20 protein-coding genes and 3 pseudogenes are annotated in these 22815 nt (G+C 46.5%); 13 read left to right on the plus strand and 10 right to left on the minus strand.

The window, feature by feature from the left end:
* Nucleotides 1-235: 235 nt before the first annotated feature.
* Nucleotides 236-1636, plus strand: coding sequence for a diguanylate cyclase (locus ACE3MQ_RS11330; RefSeq protein ID WP_379392719.1), 1401 nt, complete (start codon nucleotides 236-238; stop codon nucleotides 1634-1636).
* A 101-nt stretch (nucleotides 1637-1737) separates the two neighbouring features.
* Here the strand turns inward: ACE3MQ_RS11330 and ACE3MQ_RS11335 are convergent, their stop codons facing one another.
* Nucleotides 1738-4404, minus strand: a complete 2667-nt coding sequence (locus ACE3MQ_RS11335) for an EAL domain-containing protein (protein WP_379392720.1) — start codon at nucleotides 4402-4404, stop codon at nucleotides 1738-1740.
* A gap of 240 nt (nucleotides 4405-4644) precedes the next feature.
* On the opposite strand from ACE3MQ_RS11335, the gene menA reads away from it, so the two are divergent.
* Complete coding sequence (gene menA / locus ACE3MQ_RS11340) at nucleotides 4645-5601, plus strand: 1,4-dihydroxy-2-naphthoate polyprenyltransferase (RefSeq protein ID WP_379392721.1); 957 nt, start codon at nucleotides 4645-4647, stop codon at nucleotides 5599-5601.
* 34 nt (nucleotides 5602-5635) lie between these two features.
* Here the strand turns inward: menA and ACE3MQ_RS11345 are convergent, their stop codons facing one another.
* The 4 genes from ACE3MQ_RS11345 to ACE3MQ_RS11360 all read right to left on the minus strand — a co-directional run bounded on the left by ACE3MQ_RS11345 (nucleotide 5636) and on the right by ACE3MQ_RS11360 (nucleotide 8395).
* Complete coding sequence (locus ACE3MQ_RS11345; protein WP_379392722.1) at nucleotides 5636-6400, minus strand: ABC transporter permease; 765 nt, start codon at nucleotides 6398-6400, stop codon at nucleotides 5636-5638.
* Complete coding sequence (locus ACE3MQ_RS11350; RefSeq protein WP_379392723.1) at nucleotides 6397-7128, minus strand: ABC transporter ATP-binding protein; 732 nt, start codon at nucleotides 7126-7128, stop codon at nucleotides 6397-6399. Before ACE3MQ_RS11350 ends, ACE3MQ_RS11345 begins: the two co-directional genes overlap by 4 nt.
* Nucleotides 7129-7242: 114 nt before the next feature.
* On the minus strand, nucleotides 7243-7785 hold the full coding sequence (locus ACE3MQ_RS11355) for a PadR family transcriptional regulator (protein ID WP_379392724.1): 543 nt from the start codon (nucleotides 7783-7785) through the stop codon (nucleotides 7243-7245).
* Between the two features lie 103 nt (nucleotides 7786-7888).
* Nucleotides 7889-8395 carry a hypothetical protein gene (locus ACE3MQ_RS11360; protein WP_379392725.1) on the minus strand — a complete coding sequence of 169 codons (507 nt, stop codon included), beginning with the start codon at nucleotides 8393-8395 and terminating at the stop codon, nucleotides 7889-7891.
* Between the two features lie 146 nt (nucleotides 8396-8541).
* On the opposite strand from ACE3MQ_RS11360, the pseudogene ACE3MQ_RS11365 reads away from it, so the two are divergent.
* The 5 genes and pseudogenes from ACE3MQ_RS11365 to ACE3MQ_RS11385 all read left to right on the plus strand — a co-directional run.
* Nucleotides 8542-8843: pseudogene (locus tag ACE3MQ_RS11365) on the plus strand (transposase); the annotation flags it as partial.
* Nucleotides 8844-9250: 407 nt separating this feature from the next.
* Nucleotides 9251-10264 (plus strand): siderophore ABC transporter substrate-binding protein, encoded by a 1014-nt coding sequence (locus tag ACE3MQ_RS11370; RefSeq protein ID WP_379392727.1) that lies wholly within the window; start codon nucleotides 9251-9253, stop codon nucleotides 10262-10264.
* A 30-nt stretch (nucleotides 10265-10294) separates the two neighbouring features.
* Nucleotides 10295-11296, plus strand: coding sequence for an ABC transporter permease (locus tag ACE3MQ_RS11375; RefSeq protein ID WP_379393084.1), 1002 nt, complete (start codon nucleotides 10295-10297; stop codon nucleotides 11294-11296).
* A complete protein-coding gene (locus ACE3MQ_RS11380; RefSeq protein WP_379392728.1) occupies nucleotides 11293-12357 on the plus strand; it encodes an iron chelate uptake ABC transporter family permease subunit in 1065 nt (354 codons plus the stop codon). The genes ACE3MQ_RS11375 and ACE3MQ_RS11380 overlap by 4 nt, the downstream gene beginning before the upstream one ends.
* Entirely contained in the window at nucleotides 12354-13106 is a 753-nt protein-coding gene (locus ACE3MQ_RS11385) for an iron ABC transporter ATP-binding protein (RefSeq protein WP_379392729.1), read from the plus strand. The genes ACE3MQ_RS11380 and ACE3MQ_RS11385 overlap by 4 nt, the downstream gene beginning before the upstream one ends.
* Before the next feature lie 150 nt (nucleotides 13107-13256).
* On the opposite strand, the pseudogene ACE3MQ_RS11390 reads toward ACE3MQ_RS11385, so the two are convergent.
* A pseudogene (locus ACE3MQ_RS11390) lies at nucleotides 13257-13411 on the minus strand (IS4 family transposase); the annotation flags it as partial.
* Between the two features lie 201 nt (nucleotides 13412-13612).
* Here ACE3MQ_RS11390 and ACE3MQ_RS11395 point away from each other — a divergent pair.
* The 3 genes from ACE3MQ_RS11395 (at nucleotide 13613) to ACE3MQ_RS11405 (ending at nucleotide 15600) form a co-directional block, all read left to right on the plus strand.
* Nucleotides 13613-14533, plus strand: a complete 921-nt coding sequence (locus ACE3MQ_RS11395; RefSeq protein ID WP_379392730.1) for a prenyltransferase — start codon at nucleotides 13613-13615, stop codon at nucleotides 14531-14533.
* Nucleotides 14534-14581: 48 nt separating this feature from the next.
* On the plus strand, nucleotides 14582-15310 hold the full coding sequence (locus ACE3MQ_RS11400; protein ID WP_379392731.1) for a DUF6081 family protein: 729 nt from the start codon (nucleotides 14582-14584) through the stop codon (nucleotides 15308-15310).
* 107 nt (nucleotides 15311-15417) lie between these two features.
* Nucleotides 15418-15600 carry a hypothetical protein gene (locus ACE3MQ_RS11405; protein WP_379392732.1) on the plus strand — a complete coding sequence of 61 codons (183 nt, stop codon included), beginning with the start codon at nucleotides 15418-15420 and terminating at the stop codon, nucleotides 15598-15600.
* An 85-nt stretch (nucleotides 15601-15685) separates the two neighbouring features.
* Here the strand turns inward: ACE3MQ_RS11405 and ACE3MQ_RS11410 are convergent, their stop codons facing one another.
* Nucleotides 15686-15817 carry a DUF4023 domain-containing protein gene (locus tag ACE3MQ_RS11410; RefSeq protein ID WP_379392733.1) on the minus strand — a complete coding sequence of 44 codons (132 nt, stop codon included), beginning with the start codon at nucleotides 15815-15817 and terminating at the stop codon, nucleotides 15686-15688.
* Between the two features lie 149 nt (nucleotides 15818-15966).
* Here ACE3MQ_RS11410 and ACE3MQ_RS11415 point away from each other — a divergent pair, with 149 nt between their 5' ends.
* Nucleotides 15967-16971: a Gfo/Idh/MocA family protein gene (locus ACE3MQ_RS11415; protein ID WP_379392734.1), complete on the plus strand. Its 1005-nt coding sequence runs from the start codon at nucleotides 15967-15969 to the stop codon at nucleotides 16969-16971.
* A 138-nt stretch (nucleotides 16972-17109) separates the two neighbouring features.
* A pseudogene (locus ACE3MQ_RS11420) lies at nucleotides 17110-17439 on the plus strand (ABC transporter substrate-binding protein); the annotation flags it as partial.
* A 512-nt stretch (nucleotides 17440-17951) separates the two neighbouring features.
* Here the strand turns inward: ACE3MQ_RS11420 and ACE3MQ_RS11425 are convergent.
* Nucleotides 17952-19238 (minus strand): Gfo/Idh/MocA family protein, encoded by a 1287-nt coding sequence (locus tag ACE3MQ_RS11425; RefSeq protein WP_379392735.1) that lies wholly within the window; start codon nucleotides 19236-19238, stop codon nucleotides 17952-17954.
* A gap of 130 nt (nucleotides 19239-19368) precedes the next feature.
* Here ACE3MQ_RS11425 and ACE3MQ_RS11430 point away from each other — a divergent pair, with 130 nt between their 5' ends.
* Nucleotides 19369-20193, plus strand: coding sequence for a helix-turn-helix transcriptional regulator (locus ACE3MQ_RS11430; RefSeq protein ID WP_379392736.1), 825 nt, complete (start codon nucleotides 19369-19371; stop codon nucleotides 20191-20193).
* Nucleotides 20194-20265: 72 nt separating this feature from the next.
* On the opposite strand, the gene ACE3MQ_RS11435 is transcribed toward ACE3MQ_RS11430, so the two are convergent.
* A complete protein-coding gene (locus ACE3MQ_RS11435) occupies nucleotides 20266-22026 on the minus strand; it encodes a sensor histidine kinase (RefSeq protein ID WP_379392737.1) in 1761 nt (586 codons plus the stop codon).
* Nucleotides 22023-22775 (minus strand): response regulator transcription factor, encoded by a 753-nt coding sequence (locus ACE3MQ_RS11440; RefSeq protein ID WP_379392738.1) that lies wholly within the window; start codon nucleotides 22773-22775, stop codon nucleotides 22023-22025. The genes ACE3MQ_RS11435 and ACE3MQ_RS11440 overlap by 4 nt, the downstream gene beginning before the upstream one ends.
* Nucleotides 22776-22815: the final 40 nt, after the last annotated feature.

Below are 22815 nucleotides of genomic sequence, written 5' to 3' on the forward strand. Positions count from 1 at the left end.
ATGACCGAACCACTCATAGAATTAATAAGATAACGCCCCATCCAGGCCGAAACGGATGGGGCGTTGCTATATATTTGCTCGATCCTCGATCATCTCTTATTCATCATTCTGTTGGTAAATAACTATCATATCCAAGACCCAATTCTTAAGAATCGTCTAGCAAAAAAATGCTGATCAGGTATACTATAATTTAACACGTAGTTCATTATGCCTATTCAAGGAAAGAGTGAAGTGAATGCATAAAGAAGCTGAACTAATCCATCAAAAAAATATATTGATGCTAAAAATATTATGGGGATTTTTTACGGTCGCCAATATCATTAACTTGCTTGTAGAGGGAAAGCTGGCCCCGGTTTATCCATTAGTCGGATTGATTCTGCTGACGCTCCTCACCGTTATGGTCATGCAAAAGCGCTGGCCTACCTTTACGATGATGCTGACCGTATGCTTCTTCTTTGTGTTTTTCTACTTTCTGATTGCGGGAGATCCTTATCTGCCAAATTTTATATTTATGGCCCTTGCTCCTCTTCTAAGCTTATTCTACCATGACTTCCGGGCAGTACTCCTATCTGGGATTTTGTTTATCATTTCTTCGGTCTATTTTTTCTTTGCTTACCAAGAGACGCTTTTTCCGGGTTTTCAGGGAAGAGAAGTATCCTACTTAATTTCTTTCGGTGTATTTATTACCGCCTTTTCTATTATTCATACAAAGCTGACACAGAGCTTATGGCGTCGTACAGGGCAAAGCGAAGAACGGTTGAGAACGATTCTGGACAGCGTCTCCATCGGAATTTGGACATTTGATCTAAGTACGATGCAGATGGAAGTATCCGAGGGATTTGAGCAATTGACGGGCTTCTCCGCGAAGTCATTTCAAAATGATATTAACCGGATGAATGAGCTGATCTATCCTGAGGACGAGGAGCTTTATCAAAAGTTCCAGCAGGAGATGATTCTTGGCCGCAGCAGCGCAGTGAGCGAGTATCGCATTGTATGCAGCAATGGTGCGGTAAAATGGGTGCAGAATCGCGGCACGCCTTACTTTAACCATTTAAATCATATGGTTCGGTTGGAAGGCGTCATGATTGATATTACCGACCGGAAGCAGATGGAAGAGAAGATTGAGCATCTTGCTTACCATGACGAGCTGACAGGCTTGCCTAATCGTACGCTGTTTAGTAAGAGATTTGAAGAATACGCTAACAAGGGAAAGTTTTCACTTGCGATTCTGTTTATTGACTTGAATGACTTCAAGGAAGTGAATGACACCTTTGGTCATGATGCCGGAGATTTGCTGCTGAAGGACATTGCGGGAAGATTGACCGGCATTGTGCGCGAGCAGGATATGGTATGCCGACTTGGCGGCGATGAGTTTCTGGTGCTGCTCGTGGATATCGACGAGAGCCGTGTTGTTAAAGTGGCCGATCGGATCAAAGCGAGTCTGTCTGAAGGATACTTGTATCAGGGGTATCGGCTGACGGCTGGGGCGAGCATTGGCTACTGTGTGGCTCCAAGCGGTACAGGAGATCTGGAGGACATGATCCGGCAAGCGGATGAAGCGATGTATGGCGCGAAGAAGAGCAGGGTACGCCAGTATTTGTCGCATCAGGAGAAGGTGGCCTCTCATGAAGTGTAAGTGTGGTTTAAGGATGTCTTGCAGCAAGCAAGTTAAAATGCAAATTAAAAACCTCGCCAGGACGGCGAGGTTTTTCTATTATGTATCAAGCCGCCATCCCATCAATGGTTTAACTTACTTCCGTCCCAACGCCTTACGAACCGGGTGAACTCCTTCTCCGGCAAAGGCCTGCTGAACAGATATCCTTGGAATTGATCGCATTTCAAGCTTCGCAGGTAGTGAAGCTCCTCTTCCGATTCGATCCCTTCGGCTACAATATCAAGCTCCATGTGATGGCCGAGCTCAATAACGGCACGAACGATGGCCGATTTCTTCGGATCATGGGCAAGTCCCTGAATAAAGGATCGATCCAGTTTCATCTCATGGATCGGGAGACGCTGAAGCTGGCTAAGGGACGAATAACCGGTGCCGAAGTCGTCCAATGAAATGGTGATGCCCATCGAGCGTAAATCGGTCATGACTTTAATGACATATTCCGCGCTCTTAATCAACGAGCCCTCGGTGATTTCAAGAATGAGATCGCGAGGATCAAGCCGGGTCTTCTTAAGCACGCGGGAAATCATGCCGATCAGATTCCCTTGATAGAAATGCCTTGCCGAAAGATTGACCGCGATCGGAAACCGCGGCAGCCCCTGCTCCTGCCAGGCTTTGTTCTGACGGCATGCTTCCGTTACAACCCATTCATCGATTTCCATAATAATCCCTGACGTCTCCGCCAATGGGATGAACTTGTCGGGAGGCACGAAGCCGTAGTCCGGATGAAGCCAACGGATCAATGCTTCCGCACCGCTGATAAGGCCCGTTTGGGCATCGACTTTAGGCTGATAATTCAATGAGAACTGTCCTGTTAAGAGGGCGCTGCGCAAGCTGTTCTCCAGCTTCATATTTTCAGATCGTTGGTTCTCGATAATCCGATCATAGAAATGGTAGATGCTGTCTCCTTGCTCCTTGGCTACGTACATTGCGATATCCGCATTGCGCATGATCAGGTCAAGGTTATCGCCATCGTAAGGATATATGCTGATTCCGATGCTCACCGAGACGTACAGAACGACATCGTTGATCATGATCGGCTCATTCAAAGCATCGCAGATCGCCTGAGCCGCCTGCTGGACGGAGGCCGTATCGTTGTAATGGAAGACGAAGACGAATTCGTCCCCGCTGAGCCTGAATACCCGCAGCTGGTCGTTCACTAGCAGAGAGAAGCGAGAGGCGACCTTTTGCAGCAGAATATCGCCTGTCTCATGACCTAAAGTATCGTTGACCTGCTTAAAGCGGTTTAAATCGGCGAACATGACGGCAAAGGAATGATCCGGTCCATAGTGAACGCCAAGGGAGCCGATATATTCCGTAAAATGCAGGCGGTTCGGCAGTCCGGTCAGGCCGTCGTAGTAAGCCAGATTTTGCAGCTTCTTCTCGGATTGCTGGAGCTGGAAGGTCTGTTCCTGAAGGAGCTGGTTGTTCCTTAACGACTCTTGGAACATACTCAGTAATTTATTGGTCATCTGCTTGAAGTTCACAGTCAGCGAACGGATTTCATATATCCGGCTCTCCGGCCACTCCAGGCTATGCAGATGATATACTTTGCCCGGCAGTCCGGTCGTAACGTCAGCGAGCTCGGATAGTCCGCGAACCAGCCGACGGGTGATCCACCTGCTGGCAATCGCCGCCACGATCATAAGCAGAAGCAAATAAATGAATTGCGTTAAATATTGGCCGTAGACCTGTTCCTGGTATGGTTGCAAGGGCACCATGACATATAGGATCAAGGGAGCCTGCTTCAGCGTCGTCCCGTAAATATAGCTGGCCTCTTGCCATTCCTGGTTCGGCAGCAGTCGCAGCCGTTTCTCGGGAATATGCAAGTAGAAATCGCCTTGTATGGTCGATTTGTCTAGCAGCGGCAAAAGCTTTCTTATGGACTGCTGATCGAAATCATACTCGCTATCCGCAACGATCTGTCCACCCCGCGAATCGAGCATAACGATATGATAGCTCCGGTTTGCCGCGAAGAAGTCTACGATTTTCTGCAGCTCCACGAGCTGGTTCCTTCCAGGATGCTCTAGCCGGCGGATTTCATCCCGGCTCCAGCGATCGAGCTCGTTGGAGATGCTGTTGGATGCGTGCAGGGCGACCTGCAAAGAGTTATAGCGTACAGAATCATATGTATTCCTGCTGTTAATGAGAAGATAGAACACGAACGGTAGGGCAATAGCCAAAAATATGATATGGTAAAGCAATTTATTCAGGTAAACAGGTTGTTCCCGGGCGGCCTTATGTATGTGAAAATATTTACTCGGAAGATACTCCCAGATGGCATCGGACAGCAGTACGTTGAACAAACCGTTCGATATATAAACAGCTGCCATCAGCCACATCTCCATCGAAATGGCGCGATAGGATAAATAGTATAGCAGGAAGAAGATCGGAATGCCGACGGCCACCCAGAAAATGAAGTCTGCCCCAATCGTTGTCCTAAAGCGCTTTCCCCAGTGCCAGGATAGGCAAAGAAAGACGATCTCTAACCAAAGAACCCCTTGAAAAAGCGGATTGCCCCAAACAAAGATGGACATGGCATATACTAGCGTCGCCGCACACAGTCCTAAACCCGTTCCGTACACGCGGGTAAGCAGGAGCAGCACTAGATTCGTGAAGACGAGCGAGATGCCAAAGATCAAGTGAAGGGGATGATACTCACTGGCGAGAGCCAGCCCGAGCCCCGCTAGAAAGATAATACCTGCTGTGTAAGAGAAATATCTTCTTATGGTCATGTTGATCCTCCCCCGGAGGAATTATAATCCGTAGTACCTATATTTCGGCACGGTTTGAGAAAAACCCTCTTTTTTAGAGGAAAATAGCGGAAACCGCGCTCGGAAATTTAGGGCTATGGAATGAAAAATGTACATGTCAATGACTTATGGAACAGTAAATATTTAAAATGTGAGATATCATCTTTTTAAAGACTGGAAAGCTTTGAAAGCAAATTATAGATGGTCTAAAGGGTGGTACCTATGGCGATTAAAAAATTCCTGAAGCTGGTGGAAATTCAAACGAAAGCCGCAAGCATGATTCCTTTTTTATTTGGCACAGTCTATGCCTTATTCCGATTCCAGCAATTCAATGTCTATCACTTCGCGTTGATGCTGATTTCCCTGCTAAGCTTCGATATGGCGACTACGGCGATCAATAACTATTACGACTACCGGAAGGCGGTCAAGAAGCATGGCTATGGCTATGAAATTCATAATGCGATTGTGCAATACAATATCAGGCCGTCCGTTGTGGTCGCGATCATTGCGGTCTTGCTTACTTTGGCTGTAGGCGCTGGCATCGCTTTATTTCTAGAGGTTGGTTTACTGCTGCTGCTGTTAGGGGGCTTGTCATTTGCCGTAGGCATTTTGTATTCCTTTGGGCCCATCCCGATATCGCGGATGCCGCTGGGGGAAATATTCTCGGGACTGTTCATGGGCTTTGTCATTATCTTTATTTCGGCATACATTCATGTGGGGGATCGCTTTGCTTCCTTGACGCTGGCAGGAGGCGCTGCCACGCTGCAGATCCAGCTTGTCGAGGTCATATTGGTCTTCCTCGTTTCGATTCCGGCGATTCTTGGCATCGCCAACATTATGCTGGCAAATAACATTTGTGATATGGAGGACGATATCGAGAACAAAAGATATACGCTCCCCGTCTACATTGGCCGCTCGAATGCTATTGTTCTGTTCCGAATATTATATTATGCCGCATACCTCGATCTGATCGTGCTGTGTGTGCTTCGCGTCCATCCGATTATAGTTGCGCTGGTTCTCCTGACGCTCATTCCTGTTCGGAAAAATATGAAACGGTTCTCCGATCAGCCGACAAAGCAGTTTACCTTCGGTCTTGCGGTGCAAAATTTCATGCTGACCAATGCCGCCCGCATCATTGCCCTTGGTGTCGCGGCGCTCATGCTGCACTGGAGCCTGTAATGAGATGGAGCGGCATCTCTCAGCAATATTGCAGCTAGAATAGGCTAGCTCGCGTCATCCTCTTTCGGCGTGCCGGCGCTTCGTTGTCCCAGCGGAAGGTCATAACGGCAGCCCCCAGGCAGATAACGGTAAAGCCTGCCAAAATCAGCAAGGAAAACCCGAAGCCCGCTAATGAGCCAGCCTGTGCCGAGGCGAGGTTCATCGCCTTGACGAGATAATAAAAGGGCTGGAGGGAACCGAAGATTCTGATCCATTCTGGAGCTTGCTGCAGGCTGTAGAAGGCTTCGCTTGTGAACAGCAGCGGAAAGCTGATCAGATTAGATATCATGTTGACGTTGTTCTCGTCCCTGGAGAGGTTGGCGGCGATGAATCCGAGTGCGGTGAAGCACACCGTTCCGATCAGAAGAACGATCAGCATCAGCAGCAGACTGAGGGGACTGAGGCTGACTCCGAGCACCAGCCTACCAGCTGCAATGATAACAGCGTTAACAATAAGAGCTAGCGCTGTTCTTGCCCCGGTCATAGCGGCTACAAAAGCCGTAGTCGAGAAGGGAGTAGCTCGCAGCAGCTTATATACGCCGCGGTTGCGATGCGACATGACGTTGAAGGCGGTAACTATTGTGGAGCCGAATAACACGTTCATTGTCAATACGCCGCTGAGCAGTCTTTCTGAATAAGCCGGCTGCTGATGATAGAGGCCTAAGCCAAGCAGCAGTGCAATCGGGAAGGCGATCGTCCAGAACAAAGTATGCATATCACGTACCATTCCCCGCAGCATGGTTGTAAAAACAGTAATCATGCCAATTCCTCCTTTATGATGCTTTCACGTACAGGTTCTGATAGTTGGACATACAGCTCCTCCAAGCTGGCGGCTCCATATTCCTTAAAGAGCTCCTCAGGGTGCCCGTCTGCCCTTAATACACCTCGATCAATCATTACGATTCGCGTAGCCAGCTTGAACACTTCTTCCATATCATGCGATGTGAATACGATGGACGTTCCATTATCCGCAAGCTTCGCAATAAGCTCCCGTATTTCGCGGCGTGCCCGAGGATCAAGCGCGGCCGTCGGCTCATCGAGGAATACGAGGCTGGGATTATGAACGAGGGTCATGGCGATGGCGAGCCTCTTCTGCTGTCCGCCGGATAGACGGTTTGCATCCGTTTTGGCGGCGTCCTTGAGCCCGCAGCGTTCGAGAATGTCCAGTATGGCGTCTGTTTTTAGCCGTACTCCGTAGAAGGCGGCGAATAGGCGCATATTTTCCAGGGCGCTATAACCGGGGAAGAACGGAGTGGATTGCAGCTGCACGCCGATATGTCGATACGGCTCATGACACCAATACTCTACGGTGCCCTTGTCTGGGGAGCGGAGCCCCAGCAGCAAATCAAGTGTCGTCGACTTGCCAGCCCCATTTGGCCCGATGATCCCTATGACTTCTCCTGGATGAATGCTTAGGCTGATGTCGTGGACGACGCGTTGTTTTCGATAAATTTTGGTTAGCCCCTGCGCTTGAATTAAAAAGCTCATTGAACTCACTTCCTTATTCAATATTATATATCCAACGTTGGATATAAGGGTGAAAAAATAGCCTGCTATGCTGTGCTCATCATGAGGCCAGAGCAGGCTTCTTGCTTATGACGTTCAGGAGATCTCTGTCGGCTTTTGCTCTACAAGCTGAATAATGCGTTTCACATATTGAATATCCAGCTCCAGTAAAGCCATCGCATTATCGAAGGAGGCCACGGCAAAAGGAGAAAGGCCGTATTGCCCTTTAATTTCTTTGCCGACGCGCCATAGATCCAGCGTTTCCTCCAGCTGCTGCAGATTTTGCTGCAGGAGGACAATGGCTTCTTCCGGCGGAAGCTGCTCGATCCACATCAGACCGAGGGAGAAATCCGATTTGACGGAGTGGGGCGATAAGGTCAGGGATTGCCGCAGCATTTGCTGAAACATTTCCTCGCCGGCCTCGGTTATCGCATATATTTTGCGCAGGCGTGCGCCCGTCCGCTCCTCCGCTTCCGTTCGCAGGAGACCGTCCTGTTCCATTTTGTTGAGCGCGTAGTAAATCGAGCCCGATAATAGATTCGTCCAGGTATCCATGCGGCTGTTCTGGATAAGCTGCTGGAGCTCGTAGCCGTGCATCGGTCGTTCGCGCAGCAGGGCCAGCAAGATCAGGTTAGTCACCTTACCATCATCCTTTGTGATCTAGAGATGAAATTAAAATATCCAACGTTGGGTATATCTTAAGCTGATTATATAAGGGAGGCTAACCTGTTGTCAAACGGTTCTAGAATTTATTTTTTTTCGGGGCAAACATGATTCCCGCACCGATGGCAATCAAGGCAACTGCGAGGACAGGCTGTCCAAATACTACACGATTATAAAGCGCCCCGAAGGAGATCACGGCAAAGAAGAGCAACGACAGCACGCCTAGAATATTGATCGGGATCAGCAGCCACTTGTTCCGGTTCCCGAACCAGTAAAATTCAAACAATCCGACTGCCGGAGCGAGAATGAACCCGGGCCACAGATATTCCCAGCTATCGAATAAAGTGGAGAGCTGGCAGACGATGCCGACCGTGAACAGGATGCCTCCTGGAATGAGCAGGCCGATTCCGCGGCGGGCGGTTAGGGAAAAGTACATCCAGTGAAAGAAAAGCCCTAGCGGTATAACGAACAAGGTAGGCCAGAAGTTGCCAAACAGGCTGCCCATCGACACGGCTTCCTTATGGAAGAAAAATAGGTAAATACCCGCTAAGATCATTAACGGTCCAAGCCAAGACATACGATTCATATTGTTTCTCCTTTACATATGTATTGAATTACGTTTAGCATACTATATTCATTTAATGTCATCTTCGGTCTCTGGGGAAGAAAAAAACTAGACTTTGGTCTAGCCGTTTAGGAGGAAGCACAAAATTTTACCGTAAGCAGTGCAGGAAATATCCAGCAGTGATCGCGCCGATGGTCTTGAAAGACTGGATCCAGTGGGGACTGCGTTGCCGCTTAACACCCATGATTGAAGTTGCTAAAATGCTGCAAAGCTACTACGACGATGTTATTCGCTGGTTCTCATCCAAGCTGACGAATGGCCTTCTCGAAGGGGGAAACAGCTTGTTCCAGGCCGCCAAGCGGAAGGCCCGCGGGTACCGGTCTGAGAAGAACAGAGGATGACCGTCACCTCTGGCCTCATCGCCATGGTGTACGTTCTTGTGGGCAAATTAAACTTCGCCTTGAAGTAAGAAAAGAACTGGCTACAGCCTGGAGCCACGCATCACTCACACCTGAAACCAATTCCCTTGACCGATTTTCAAAGATTCTATTAAACAATACTAGGGCTATTCGATCAAATTACTGCTAGCGGCGAAGAGCCAGAAATGCACCATTAGCTTCAGGGGATAGAGAAGATTCAAGATTTGAGGCAGACAGCAAAAAATAGTTGATAATGTTTTTTTGATTTGGTATACTTGATTAGGTTATTGAAATTGATAATCATTATCAATATCATTATTGTGTTGTTGCTGTGCACTATGTGAAATAGAGATAATTATTATTTAAGTCGGCACAAAAGTATAACATAGATATTAATTTCATCAATTCAATAATCTGTTTGACTATAAGCATATATATAAAGGGAGAGGTACAAGAAATGAGGAAGTTTAAAGTTACGGTCTTTATGGCAATTTTGGTTTTGATGCTGGCAGCTTGTTCAAATTCAAGTAATGAAGCTGGTAAAACAGAAACGAATGGAAAAGCAAACGATTCTACTGAAGTTGCAACGGTTGAAATCACTGATGCCCATGGAACGGTTACTGTTCCTGTAAATCCGAAGAATGTAGTTGCTTTAGATAGCAGAACTTTTGAAACTTTAGCTGATTGGGGAATTGAATTAGCAGCTGCTCCAAAGCCTGTAATGCCTGCGGACTCACTATATGTAGCTGATAATTCAGTTCAGGATATTGGAAATCATCGTGAACCAAATCTTGAAATTCTAGCAGCCGCAGATCCTGAACTTGTAATTGTCGGCCAAAGATTTGCTGGTTTTTATGAAGATATAAAGAAAATAGTGCCAAATGCAGTTGTTATTGATCTTAATTTTGATGTTTCTGAGGCAGCTGCTACACCTGGAGAAAACTTAGTAAACGGACTTAAGAATTCTACACTCGCATTAGGTCAAATTTTTGATAAAAATGCAGAAGCTGAAAAATTAACAGCTGATTTTGATCAAGCGATCGAAAAGGCTAAGTCTGCCTATAATGGAACAGATACAGTTATGAGTGTCATCGTTTCTGGTGGAAATATTGGTTTTTCAGCTCCTCATTCTGGACGTGTTTGGGGCCCAATGTATGAAATTTTTGGATGGGTTCCAGCATTAGAAGTTGACAAATCTTCTTCAGATCATCAAGGTGATGAAGTTTCTGTTGAAGCGATTGCACAAAGTAATCCTGATTGGATTTTTGTACTAGATCGTGATGCTGCAGTATCTTCTACAGAGGGTGCTACTCCTGCTCAAGACGTTATTGATAATTCGCCTGCCCTTAAAAACACAACGGCTGTTTCTGAAGGAAAGATTGTGTATGCACCAGACGACACTTATACAAATGAATCAATACAAACTTATCTAGAGTTATTTGAGAATCTTGCAAGTACTTTAGCTAAGTAGTGTATAAAGGAGTATGAGGTAGTGCCGAATATAATACAAAAAAATGCTGGGGTTGGGAACGCTCAACCCCAGCGTTATAATCACAATAAGATATGGACAAAACCCTTTATATTAGCGATTATAGTTGTTTTTATTTTAGGTATTATATCACTGTTTACTGGAGTTTATGATATACGAGGGCAAGACGATGGAATGGAAATGTTTTTCATCACTCGTGTTCCAAGAACAACTGCACTAATGCTGACTGGAGCTGCAATGTCAATGGCGGGACTTGTCATGCAGCTTATTACACAGAATCGTTTAGTTGAACCTACTACAACAGGAACGATTGAATGGGCAGGTTTGGGGCTTCTTTTTGTTTATCTGTTATTTCCAGCGCCAACTTTAGTCCTAAGAATGACGGGGGCAATCATTTTTTCTTTTATAGGAACAATGATTTTCTTTTTGTTTCTAAGAAGAGTTAAACTACGCTCGTCTTTAATTGTTCCGATTATCGGGATGATGCTTGGAGCAATCATATCCGCGATTTCCACATTTATTGGACTCGTTTTTCAAATGACACAAAATATTGAAAGCTGGTTTGTAGGTTCTTTTGCTGCGGTTCAGGTTGGAAGATATGAGTATCTATGGATCATTGTTGTTGTTACTTTATTTATTTTTATTTATGCTAATCGATTGACTTTAGCTGGACTAGGGGAAGATGTTTCAACAAGTCTTGGAGTAAATTATAATAGGATCATTCTTATTGGTACTGGTCTTATTTCTTTTGCCGTTGGAATTGTTGCAGCTGTTATTGGAAATTTACCTTTTTTAGGTTTAATCGTACCGAATATTGTTTCCATGTATAGAGGAGATGATCTGAGGAGTAATTTGCCCTGGGTATGTGTGATAGGAATGGGCACGATAACTGTTTGTGACATCATTTCTCGAACAATTATAATGCCTTTTGAAGTACCTGTCTCTTTAATACTTGGAACAGTAGGAGCAGTCGTATTTATTGTTATTTTATTGAGACAGAGGAGGCTACGATGAACGCATTAGAATATAGTAATAAAGAAAATGTCAAAATCGATCCTAGCCTTCATAATAAAAATAGATCAGCCAGAGCTTTTCGTTCTAAGAAAGAAGAAAAACGTTATTGGATTTTGCTGATAGCATTGATTGCACTGGGCATTTTTTCTTCGTATGGACTTTTAGTTTATAACAATCCGGTTCCAGTAGATTCTCCTTCTTTTATCCCGGTTGTTAAAAGAAGGCTGGTAGCTCTTGGTGCGATGATTATTGCAGCAATTTGTCAGAGTTTGGCGACCGTCGCTTTCCAATCGATTACGAATAATAGGATTATAACTCCTTCACTTTTAGGTTTTGAAGCACTTTACTCAGCAATTCATACGAGTACCATGTTTTTCTTTGGTGTTGGTGCATTTATAAGTTTTACTGGTGTTGGATCATTCGTATTTCAAGTTGTCCTTATGGTTTTGCTGTGTTTGATCCTTTATGGATGGCTGCTTTCTGGAAAGTATGGAAATTTACAAATTATGCTTTTGGTGGGGATTATTATTGGAGTTGGGCTGAGGTCTCTATCATCTTTTATGAGAAGACTTCTTGCGCCGTCTGAGTTTGATATTTTACAGGCAAGATTATTTGCTTCTGTCAATAATGCGGATGCTGGCTATTTTCCTATTGCAATTCCAATTGTAATAATTGTAGCATTCCTTCTTTTTGCTTATTCCAAGAAATTAAATGTATTGTCACTTGGGAAGAATGTCTCCCCTTCTTTAGGAGTTAATCATAAATTTAGTGTAATTTATGCTCTTGTATTAGTTTCTATATTGATGTCCATTTCAACGGCTTTAGTTGGACCACTTACATTCTATGGATTTTTAGTTGCAACTTTGAGTTATCTAGCAGCGCCAACTTATGATCACAAATATATTTTTCCAATGGCTTTTGCTATCGGATTTTTGATAATAACGGGTGCATACTTTTTTATGTATCATGTATTCAATGCTCAAGGTGTTGTTTCAATTATTATCGAACTGTTTGGTGGAATAACATTTTTAATTGTAATCTTAAGGAAGAGGGCTCTATGATAAAGATTGATAATGTTAGAAAGTTGTATACTGATGAGGTAAAAATAGGACCTTTGGATATTACAATACCAAAAGCTGGTCTTACTTCTTTAATTGGGCCAAATGGCGCTGGAAAGTCCACGACACTTATGATGATCGGAAGACTTTTGAATATGGATGAAGGCCAAATTACGGTGGCCAATATGGATGTTTCTAAAACTAAATCAGAAGACTTAGCAAAAGTCTTGACTATTTTGCGTCAAGAAAACCATTTTGTAACGAAGCTTACGGTTAGGCAACTAGCTGGATTTGGACGTTTTCCTTATTCAAAGGGAAGATTAACTAAAGAGGATGAGGCTATTATTTCTAAATATATCGATTTTTTAGATTTGACTAATCTGGAAAATAGATATTTAGATGAGCTTTCTGGTGGTCAAAGGCAAAGGGCATATGTAGCAATGGTTTTGTGTCAAGAGACTGAATATGTACTTTTGGACGAGCCTCTGAACAATCTTGATGTTGCTCGCTCTGTTCAAATGATGGAACATTTGAGGCATGCTGCTAATGAATTTGGAAGAACAATTCTGACTGTCATGCATGATATCAATTTTGCAGCCAAATATTCTGATAGAATTTGTGCTATGAAAGATGGACAAATTGCCGCTTTTGGAACAGTAGAAGAGGTTATGAACCCAGAAGTCTTGACAAATATATTTGAAACGAAAATAGAAATTCTCGATGGTCCTTATGGGCCAATAGCTATTTATTAGGATTATTATAATTAACTCAACTTTCGGTGCGACCAAGCCTAGGTTGTGAAGTTTAGCAGGTGGAAATCCTCCAGATCACGGACTATATCCGCAAAGAGAAAAAAGAGTCCTCCCCGCGTCCGGTCATCATTCGATTGACGCCGTTTGTATCCAGCGCATGTCGTAGATTCGTACGATTTCAGCTGCATCTAGCGTTACGTTATACTTAAGATCGCAAGCCATTCCCGTTTTTTATTCCGATTGCGTACAAAAACAAGCTTCACAGGCAGACCACAACCTGTGTGTACGATGACGGAGCCTTTGATGTCGTTTGCATTCGATTTGGGAAGGGTTACACACCTTTCTTGTTGACATGGTTGTTCGCACTTCCATGATACCAAACAAGCGAGGTGTTTTTTGTCAATATGAATAAATCATTTGAATTCTTCTTACGGCCATAAGGATTTAAGTCACTATTCTAAGTGCGAAAGTTGAGTTATTTTATGTGAAGGAGCGTGAGGTGGCGGGTGAATAAATGGACTTTGTTCAGAAAGGCATCCCGGTTTCAGGTCATTCCCGTCATGCTTATTCCTGTTTTTCTTGGAGCGCTGGGCGCTTTTGTATGGAAAGGGGAATTTCATCCGGTGCTTTTCATTATTACACTGATCGGTGCGGGAGCGGCACATCTGTTTTCCAACATGATCAATGATTTATGGGATTACCGGAACGGGACGGATACGGCGGCGAAAAATACCCCTGAGGTGATTTCAACCAATTCCGGATTTCTCGCCGGTGGAATCATGTCCGAGCAGACCTTTGCCCGGCTGACCTGGTCTTTGCTAGGATTGGGCGTGCTCTGTGGCTTCGTTCTCAGCTTGTATAGCGGCTGGCCGGTTCTAGTATTCGGGGGTCTCGGCGGACTAATCGCTTATTTCTATGTAGCGCCTCCGATTCAGTTCGGATACCGCGGCAAGGGCTTTAGCGAGGTGGCGATTCTTCTGTCCTTCGGCGTGCTGCCCATTATGGGCTCTTATTATGTGCAGACAGGGGACTTAAGCCTTCGTTCTGTGCTGCTGTCGCTGCCCATCGGATTGCTGACGACGCTGCTGCTGTTTAATCATCATTTTCTGCACTGGCAGGCGGACAAGCAGGCGGGTAAAAATACGCTGGTCGTCGTTTGGGGCGAGAAGCGGGCGCTGCAATTTTCCAAGATGCTGCTCTTGCTGGCTTATGGCTTTTTATTGCTATGCATCGTATTGGGGATACTGCCCATATATGCATTAGTCGCACTTCTGACGGCTATTCCGCTCTACCAGGTCTATGGCCGATTGAAGGAGCATAACGCTCCAGCGGCTTATTTACCGCTCATGGGAGCTTCATTACAGGCCTCCATACGCTGTGGTATTGTGATGATGGCTGCTCTTTTGATTCAGGGGATTTTGCAATAATGCAGAATAAGAAGTACAGAAGAACATCAGGAAAGCGAGACGATAAAGATGGACAAGCAACGTGTAATTGGCGATTTTCATACGATACTTAACGAGGGACAGGTTTGGAAAATAGGCGGATTCCCGCTGCCGGACGGTACGTTCTGGGAATACCGCGAGCCGGATGCGGTTGTCATCGTGCGAAACGGCATACTGTATGTACGCGCTCCGCTCAGCCGGCAGCATGACCATGTGCAAATCTTGGACAATGCCAAGCACATGTATTATTCCGTGGAAGAATTTACGGTGCCGGAAAATGGTGAAATCAGCTTCGAATTGGATATTCGGGCACGTACGCAAAACACGGTGCCAGGCGATCTATACGACGGCTACGTATCCCTGAATCTTCTGGATTTCACTACAGGGGCGGCGCTGGATTTCTTTGCCGGAAACGATAAGTATGCGAGTGTATATGCAGTGCTTCCTTTTCCAGGAGTCGAGGTGCCGCCGAGCGATAAGACGCGGTTCTTCTGCGTGTTTAAGGAGGATACCGACTTCAAGCCGCGGGAGTTCAATAACTACAAAATTACGTATAACCGCAGCGAGGATGAGGTCGTTTTCTATGTGAACGGCAACGAGATTCGCCGGGAAAAAGGCGTTCCGATTAAGTTCAATAAATTCACGATCGCTCTCGGTATTATGACGGAGAAGGATCTGACGCCGGAAGGCAGCGTATCCATACACGGACAGACGGTGATCGCAGAGTACTCCCCGGTCAAGGTGACGATCAAGGACTAACGGACACATGAACCGCATAAAACAAGCCCCGATGTCGAACCCTAACTGAGGATAGCCGAACATCTAGTCTTCAGTTCTGGTAGGACATTTCATGCAGGAGGTGCTTGATGATGACGGATCCCAATTTGGAAATTCAAAAGCAAGCAGGGAATGGCAGCAGCAATGGACAGAACCGCTCAACGGGAAACGGCGGAGAGGGCGGCAATGGTCGCCTGAGCCAGTTCAAGAACCACAGCGCGCAGGGCGGCGACGTTCCGAATGAGTATATTGACAGTGAGAAGCGGAAATAGCTCCTTTTGACACCTGCATCGGTGAGAATTAGTCCAAAGGGCCATTCCTCAGACAATAGCTGAGAATGGCCCTTTGCCATGGAGCTTACTTTTGCGTGCCATGCTGCTTGGTCGCGAGTTGGCCTGCGGGATTGCCCTTTCCGTGGCGCTCTTTGTTGCGGCGATCCTTTTCTTGCTTGTCATGTACCTTTTCTACGAATTCATGCAGATTGTCCATCTTGCTCTAGCCTCCTTTGCGGCAAGGTCATGCTGCTTCCTTTACTATGTCCAAGTTGGGGGCTTCCCATGACGTTGTCTGCTGTACTTGGATGCAATCCGATTGTACAATGGGGAAGTAAGGCGCATCTAGGAAAGGGGAACAGAAAAATGGATAAAAAGCTTCGATTTGGAATACTCGGCTGTGCAGGGATTGCCATCAACTTGGTTATGCCGGCGATTCAAAAGTCGGAGTACGGCGTTCTGGCAGCGGTTGCAAGTCGGAATTTGAAGAAGAGCAAGTCGGTAGCAGAGCAATTCGGCATAGCTGCAGCCTATGGCAGCTATGAGGAGCTTATTGAAGATACAAGCATTGATGCTGTATATATTCCGCTTCCGAATCATTTACATAAGGAGTGGGCCATCCGTGCCATGGAGGCGGGCAAGCATGTGCTCTGCGAGAAGCCGATTGCGCTTACCAGCGAAGAAGCTGCAGAAATGGCTGCCGTTGCCAAACGGAAAGGCGTTATCCTTGCCGAGGCATTTATGTATCGGCATCATCCGCGCTGGATGAGAATCCGGGAAATTATTGAGAGCGGAGAACTGGGCAAGCTGCGCTTAATTCGCGGTGCATTCACCTATAATAACGCCGAGGATCTGGATAACATTCGGCTGCGTCCAGAATGGGGCGGGGGCTCCCTTTATGATGTAGGCTGCTACCCGATCAGTGCAGCGCGGTTTATTCTCGGACAGGAGCCCGAGGCAATCACTGTGCATGCCCAGTTCTCGCAAGAGCATCACGGAGTGGATATGATGGCGGCGGGGGTCGTAGAATTCGCTGATGGCTTGGCTTTAACGTTCGATTGCGGCATGTGGACCGAGCCTCGCCAGCTGCTGGAGATCGTAGGCAGCGAGGGGCGAATCGATATTCCGCATGCTTTTACTGTAGGAGATCGTGAGGATGCTTCTTATACGGTTACGATCCGCGGCGAGAGCCGGGTGGAAGGCCGTGAAGATAAGTCAGATCCCTATGCCATGGAAGTCGATGATTTAGCCAGAGCCGTATTCGGGATAGAGCCGCAGCGCTTCACTCCCGATGATGCCGTTCAAGGCATGCGCATCCTGGAGGCCGGATTGGCATCTGCCCGTGAACGCGCCCGGATCAGCTTGAAATAGGCTTTCGAGAGACATGGAATCTAATTTCCATAGTTTGATGACAGCTTGTACTTCTCGTCCTGAAGCAGGATGAGAATTACAAGCTTTTTTGTTGAAATCGCTGTCTCTCCTACGACAGCGGGGACGATGGATTCCACGGGCTTTGGTATTATTCATGATGAGTTCGGGATTGCGCCTGTTGACGAAACGATCGAATCCTCCACTCACGGACAAAGCATCTCCTTCGAGTTCGTAGCGGAGAAGAACCCGGACTACTTGTTCGTCATCGACCGCGACGCTGTAGTCAGCTCAGCAGGCCAGGAGGCAGAACCAGCATCCAAGCTGGTAGAGAACGATCTGGTGAAGAAAACGAATGCCTACAAGAACGGAAAGATCATTTACCTTGATGCAAGCTATTGGTACCTTTCCGGAGGCGGATTGATCTCCGTGCCAGAGATGGCGAAGGAAGTCCAAGAAGGCATTAAGTAGTAATGAACGGAAATAAATTGAGTGAAAGCTGAATGTTAGCGAACGTAGAATATAATGCAGAGCCCTCCAGATGTTTGGAGGTTTTTGCTTTTTGCCGAGGCTAGTTGTGTTTACTGGGTTGGGCGACTTTGCTGATTTTTAAAAGCGGAATGTATTTTATACAGCTAGTTAAAGCCCTTTAAAAAAATACATGCGCTAAATGTAAAACATGCATAGTTTGCCTGAATCGAGCTAGTTCGTCGAAATAGCTTAAAACTAAATGTAGGTTTTGCAGTTAGTTCCCTCTAAAACAGCCAAAACCGATGAACTAACTGCATGAAATACATCAGTTGCCTTATCCTGACCATCTAGTCAAAATCAGTACATTGCATGAATCTATACCGGATCTCCATTTTGCTAGTAGTGATTTTCGGTTAGCACTAGGACACAGGGAATATCGCATATAAGCGTGATCTTGCCTAATAATACAAAAGCCTTCGTTGCAGTGGTCTGCAGCGAAGGCTCTTCAGCTTCTATACCTCGAACAAATCATCGACCTTCACCGGTTGTCCGGTGCGGATCGAGCGGTTGGCGGCAATGCCTGTCATGATGGACAGTGCCCCATCGACATGGGAGGCGGCGCGATTGAAGCGATCCTCCTGCTTCTTGTCGAAGATATCGCGCAGCATGACCGGGTCGCCACCGCCATGGCCGCCTGCGCCTTGCTCAACCTCCACTTTGTAAGGCTCCGCAAAGTGAGGATAGATCATGATCTCCATGCCCTCCAGCGCGCCTTCATTTTCTTTCTTGCCGCCGGAATTGACGTAGGATTGCTCGGTGATCCGTACCTCCATGCGTCCCTTCGTCCCGTTGAACACAATGATAAAGCCTTCCCATGGCATATAAGCGTTAAGGGAATAGTTCATGACTGTCTTGTTCTTGTACTTCACCATGACGCTCATCGTATCTTCAATGCTAATATTATCCCCGAACACGCTTTGGTCGCGCTGATAGCCGTCCTCATGCTCAGCGTCCAAATACATACTCTTCAAATGCTCGTTCTGGTCGAGATGCAGAGCGAAAGGATCATTCTGCGCAGCCTTGCTGCCGTAAGCGCGTTGATAGAATTCGGTAACTCCGCGTTTCTCGGCGTTCTCCTTGCCGTAGAAGCGCAGGTCGCCCATCGCGAATACAGTATCCGGCTTGGAATCGAGCCAGAAATTCATCAGGTCAAAGTGGTGCGTAGATTTATGCACGAGCAATCCGCCGCTGTTCCGCTTATCGCGATGCCATCTACGGAAATAGTCGGCACCGTGCTGGGTGTTGAGCAGCCATTCGAAATTGACGGATAGAATTTCGCCCAGCGTCCCATCCATGATGACTTCGCGGATTTTCGTATTATGGGGAGCATAGCGATAGTTGAACGTAACGCGAAGATCGCGGCCCGTACGCTCGATCGCGTCGAAAATTTCCTGGCACTTCTCCTCGTCCACGGTCATCGGCTTCTCGGAAATGACGTCACAGCCCAGCTCCATCGCGCGAACGATATAATTATGGTGCGTTCGGTCAATCGTACACACCAGCACATAATCCGGCTTCGTTTCCTCGATCATCCGGTCAAAATCCTCCGCCTTGTACGTAGCGACCTCATGGTAATTGTATTTGTCTTTCAACAGCTTGTTCGCATAATTCATTCTCGTTTGGTTGACATCGCAGATGGCGACCAGCTCCGAGGTTTCTTTATACGTTGTAATCAGCTCACTATAGAAAAATTCAGCCCGGCCTCCGACACCTACGATGACATATTTTTTCTTGGACAAGGTGATCACTCCATTTACATTGGTTTGATTCTATTTTATAGTATATGAAATGCAAAAATCTAAGCGTTTCTTAGTCAATGGATTAAAAACTATGCATATATTATCCTAATCATGATTTGAGGGAAATTCCATGAAGACAGCGCCATTTTTTGACGTCGAGCAGATTAAGCGAACCGGCACATTTAATATGGATTCTGACCATTTTCATGAAAGCTATGAAATTTATTATTTGCTGGCCGGGGAGCGATATTATTACATTAACGACCGGATTTACGCCCTGCAGGTTGGCGACCTGCTGTTCATCAACAAAAACCAACTGCACCGGACGACAAGCAAGGGACGGTCAACCCATGAGCGAATATTAGTCAATTTCGACGATTTGTTCATCCAGCCGCTGCTGGAGCTGGGCGTAGGCGAACTGCCGCTGTTTCAGGGAGAGAGCTTCCTGCTGCGGCCGGATGTTCATGAGCAGGGACGGATCGTGGATATCCTCTATGCCATGCTGGGCGAGCAAAAGGAAGCCGCGGCGGACTATACGCCGTACCTGCAGACGCTGCTGCTTCAGCTGCTTATTCTGCTTGGCCGCATTCGGGAGGCGGCGCCGGAGCCTGTCCTGCCCGAATCCAGCGAGAAGCAGCGCAGGGTATACCGGATTCTCGAGTATTTGAATGCCCATTTCGCGGAGAGGCTGACCCTGCAAGGCATTGCGGAGCATTTCTACATCAGCGAGACGTATTTATGCCGTATTTTCAAACAAACGACTGGATTTACGGTGATTGAGTACTTGAACTATGTGCGAATCCGGGAAGCGCAGACGCTCCTGAAAGAGACGGATCTTAAAATCACCTCCATCGCCGAGGAGACGGGCTTTGACAGCATTGCCCACTTCGGCAGAGTGTTCAAGCAGATTGCCAAGCGTTCGCCGCTGCAGTATCGCAAGCAGAACAAAATGTGAACCCAAAGGCCGCAAGCAGAGCTATTCGTAAACCCCAAGCTTCCAATGCTTGCAGGCTGAAGAGCAGCATGACTAGTCATGCTGCTCTTCCTGTATAGGAATGATGATTTCAACCATTGTTCCGCGCCCCGGCTTGCTGCGAATGCGGAAGCTGTACTTGTGGTTGTACATCAGCTTCAGTCTTTTGTTCGTATTAAACATGCCGACATGCTTCGTCCGATCCTCCTCGGCATCAAGCCGGCGTCTGATTTCATCCAGCGCTTCCGGCTCGATGCCGGTACCGTTATCGATGACGATAACGCGCAGCCTCCCTTCTTTGCAGGTGAGCTTCACTTTAATCAGTCCAGGCCCTTCCTTCTCCTTGATGCCGTGGTAAATGCTATTCTCCAGCAGCGGCTGCAGGAGCAGCTTCATCGTATACAGCTCTGTAACTTCCTCTTCATATTCGAAGATGACGTCGAATTTATCCTTATATCTTTTCTTCTGAATATTGATATAGCTGACCGCATTGGCGATTTCCTCGCCCCAGGTGACCGATTTCGTCGGATTGCTGAAGGAATAGGAGAGAATATCGGATAGATCCTCAATCATTTCGCTTGCCTTATTCGGCTTACCCGTCAATGCGACCGACTCCCAATACACGGAATGAAGCGTGTTATAGAGGAAGTGCGGGTTGATTTGCGATTGCAGCGCGAGCAGCTCCATTACCTGCAGCCGGTATTTTTTCTCCAGAAGCTGTGTGCGGATATACCGATGCTCAATAAAGTGCGTAATCATATTATGAAGAATATACGAGTATTCGTCCCTGACTTTCCCCGGCGGCTTCAACGGCACATGGCGATCCTCAGCCGATTTGATCAGTGTGCGGATCATTCTCAGCTGCTTGTAATTGCGGCTCACGACAAAATAAGTTAGGATAAAGCCGCAAACCACCGCAAGCGCTACAAAAAGCAGCGTGTAATTGAAAATACGCGTCGGCGTCTTGTACAGCTCGGAATGAGGGATAGCCGATACATATTTCCATCCGTAGAGCTCCGACTCTACCTTAGTGATATTGACCAAGCCCTGCGAGGTCTTCATATCAAAGAATGCCGAGGATTGATCGGCGATCCAATCTATGTCTTGATCCTGAAAAAAATCCCCGTGATGATTGGAGAAAATTACGTTGTTCGCCTCATCCAATACGAATAATTTCTGCCCCTCGTAAGTCGTAATGTCATCGAGAATATTTTCGATATATTTTGGGCGAATATTAAGGATGATGCCTATTTTTTGTGGCACCAGCACATTGTAGAACGTTACGATCGCTGTCGGGCTCTTCTCAAAATCATAAAAACGGATATCCCTGCGCGTTGTCCACTTTTTAGGCGGGCCGGCATAGTTCATGAACTGCTCGTACCAGGCCGTATCGTAATAATGATCCAGCGTCACCAGGCCGTCGACGGAGGAGAGAAAGCGCTGATGCGGGTTATCGACATAAAGATAGAAGGATTGGATATAAGGCTTGGAGCTGGTGAAGGCATTTAAAAAGCTGGAAATGATTCGGTTGGAGGTAGAGCTCTCATACGTGTAGTACGGGTTAATTAATACGGCAGACAACTCGTTAAAAATCTCCTTATTGTCATATAATGCCAGATACAGCGTGTCCAGTTCATTTAGAATCATTTCCAGCTGGGTCTGCGACTGCTTCAGCAAAAAGCTGCTGTTCTGATTGATATCGGCTCGGATATCATGCTGCGAGGTTACCATCGACAGAGAGCCAAGAATGATAATAGGCACAAGCAGCGGAATGAGAAAGGTGGCCAGATGCTTGATGAAATACTTTTCTCTCATGGCGCGACGGTGCCATTTCTATATTCGCTTGGCGTTTTTCCATAATAGCTTTTAAAGGTTCGCGTGAAATTTTTGGCATTGCTGTACCCGACCATTTCGCTGATTTCATACGTCTTGTAGCTGACGTCCTGCAGAAGATGTACCGCGACCTCCATTTTTGTTCGGATTAAATAATCGGAGAAATTTTGCCCCGTCTTTTGCTTGAAAAAAAAGCTGAGATAGTTGGCGTTCATATGCACCAGCCGTGCGACTTCTTCCAAAGAAGCATCCTTATAGTTTTTCTGCACATAGGATTTTATTTTATGAATAACCAGACTTTCGTCGTTTTTGAAGTGCTCGACGTCCAGCTTAGGCTCTGACCCGGCCTTTTCAGCTTCCAGCTCCTCTTTAATTTTAAGGAATACATCCATAAGCACATGGTATTTGGCTGGCTTAAGCACATAATTTTTTACGCGGTAGTGCAGGGCCTTCTGGGCATATTCAAAGTCACGGTATCCGCTGATAAACACGATTTTGATGTGCCGCTGACTGTTATACAGTCTTTCCGCCAACTCGACGCCGGACATGACAGGCATTTTAATATCGGTAAGGACGACATCGACGCGCTCTTCTCCCGTTAAGAAATGAAGCGCCTCTTGTCCATTGTTGACTTGCCCGACGACATGAAATCCTACCTCACCCCAAGGAAAATAGCTCGATAAGGCTTCGCGTGTCTCAGCCTCATCGTCTACAATCAACAGGTTATACATGATACCACCCCACGACGCATTGATGTAAAGTTATCGCTTT

Origin of the sequence: Paenibacillus lentus (assembly GCF_042714055.1) — a bacterium.
Lineage (GTDB): Bacteria > Bacillota > Bacilli > Paenibacillales > Paenibacillaceae > Fontibacillus > Fontibacillus lentus_A.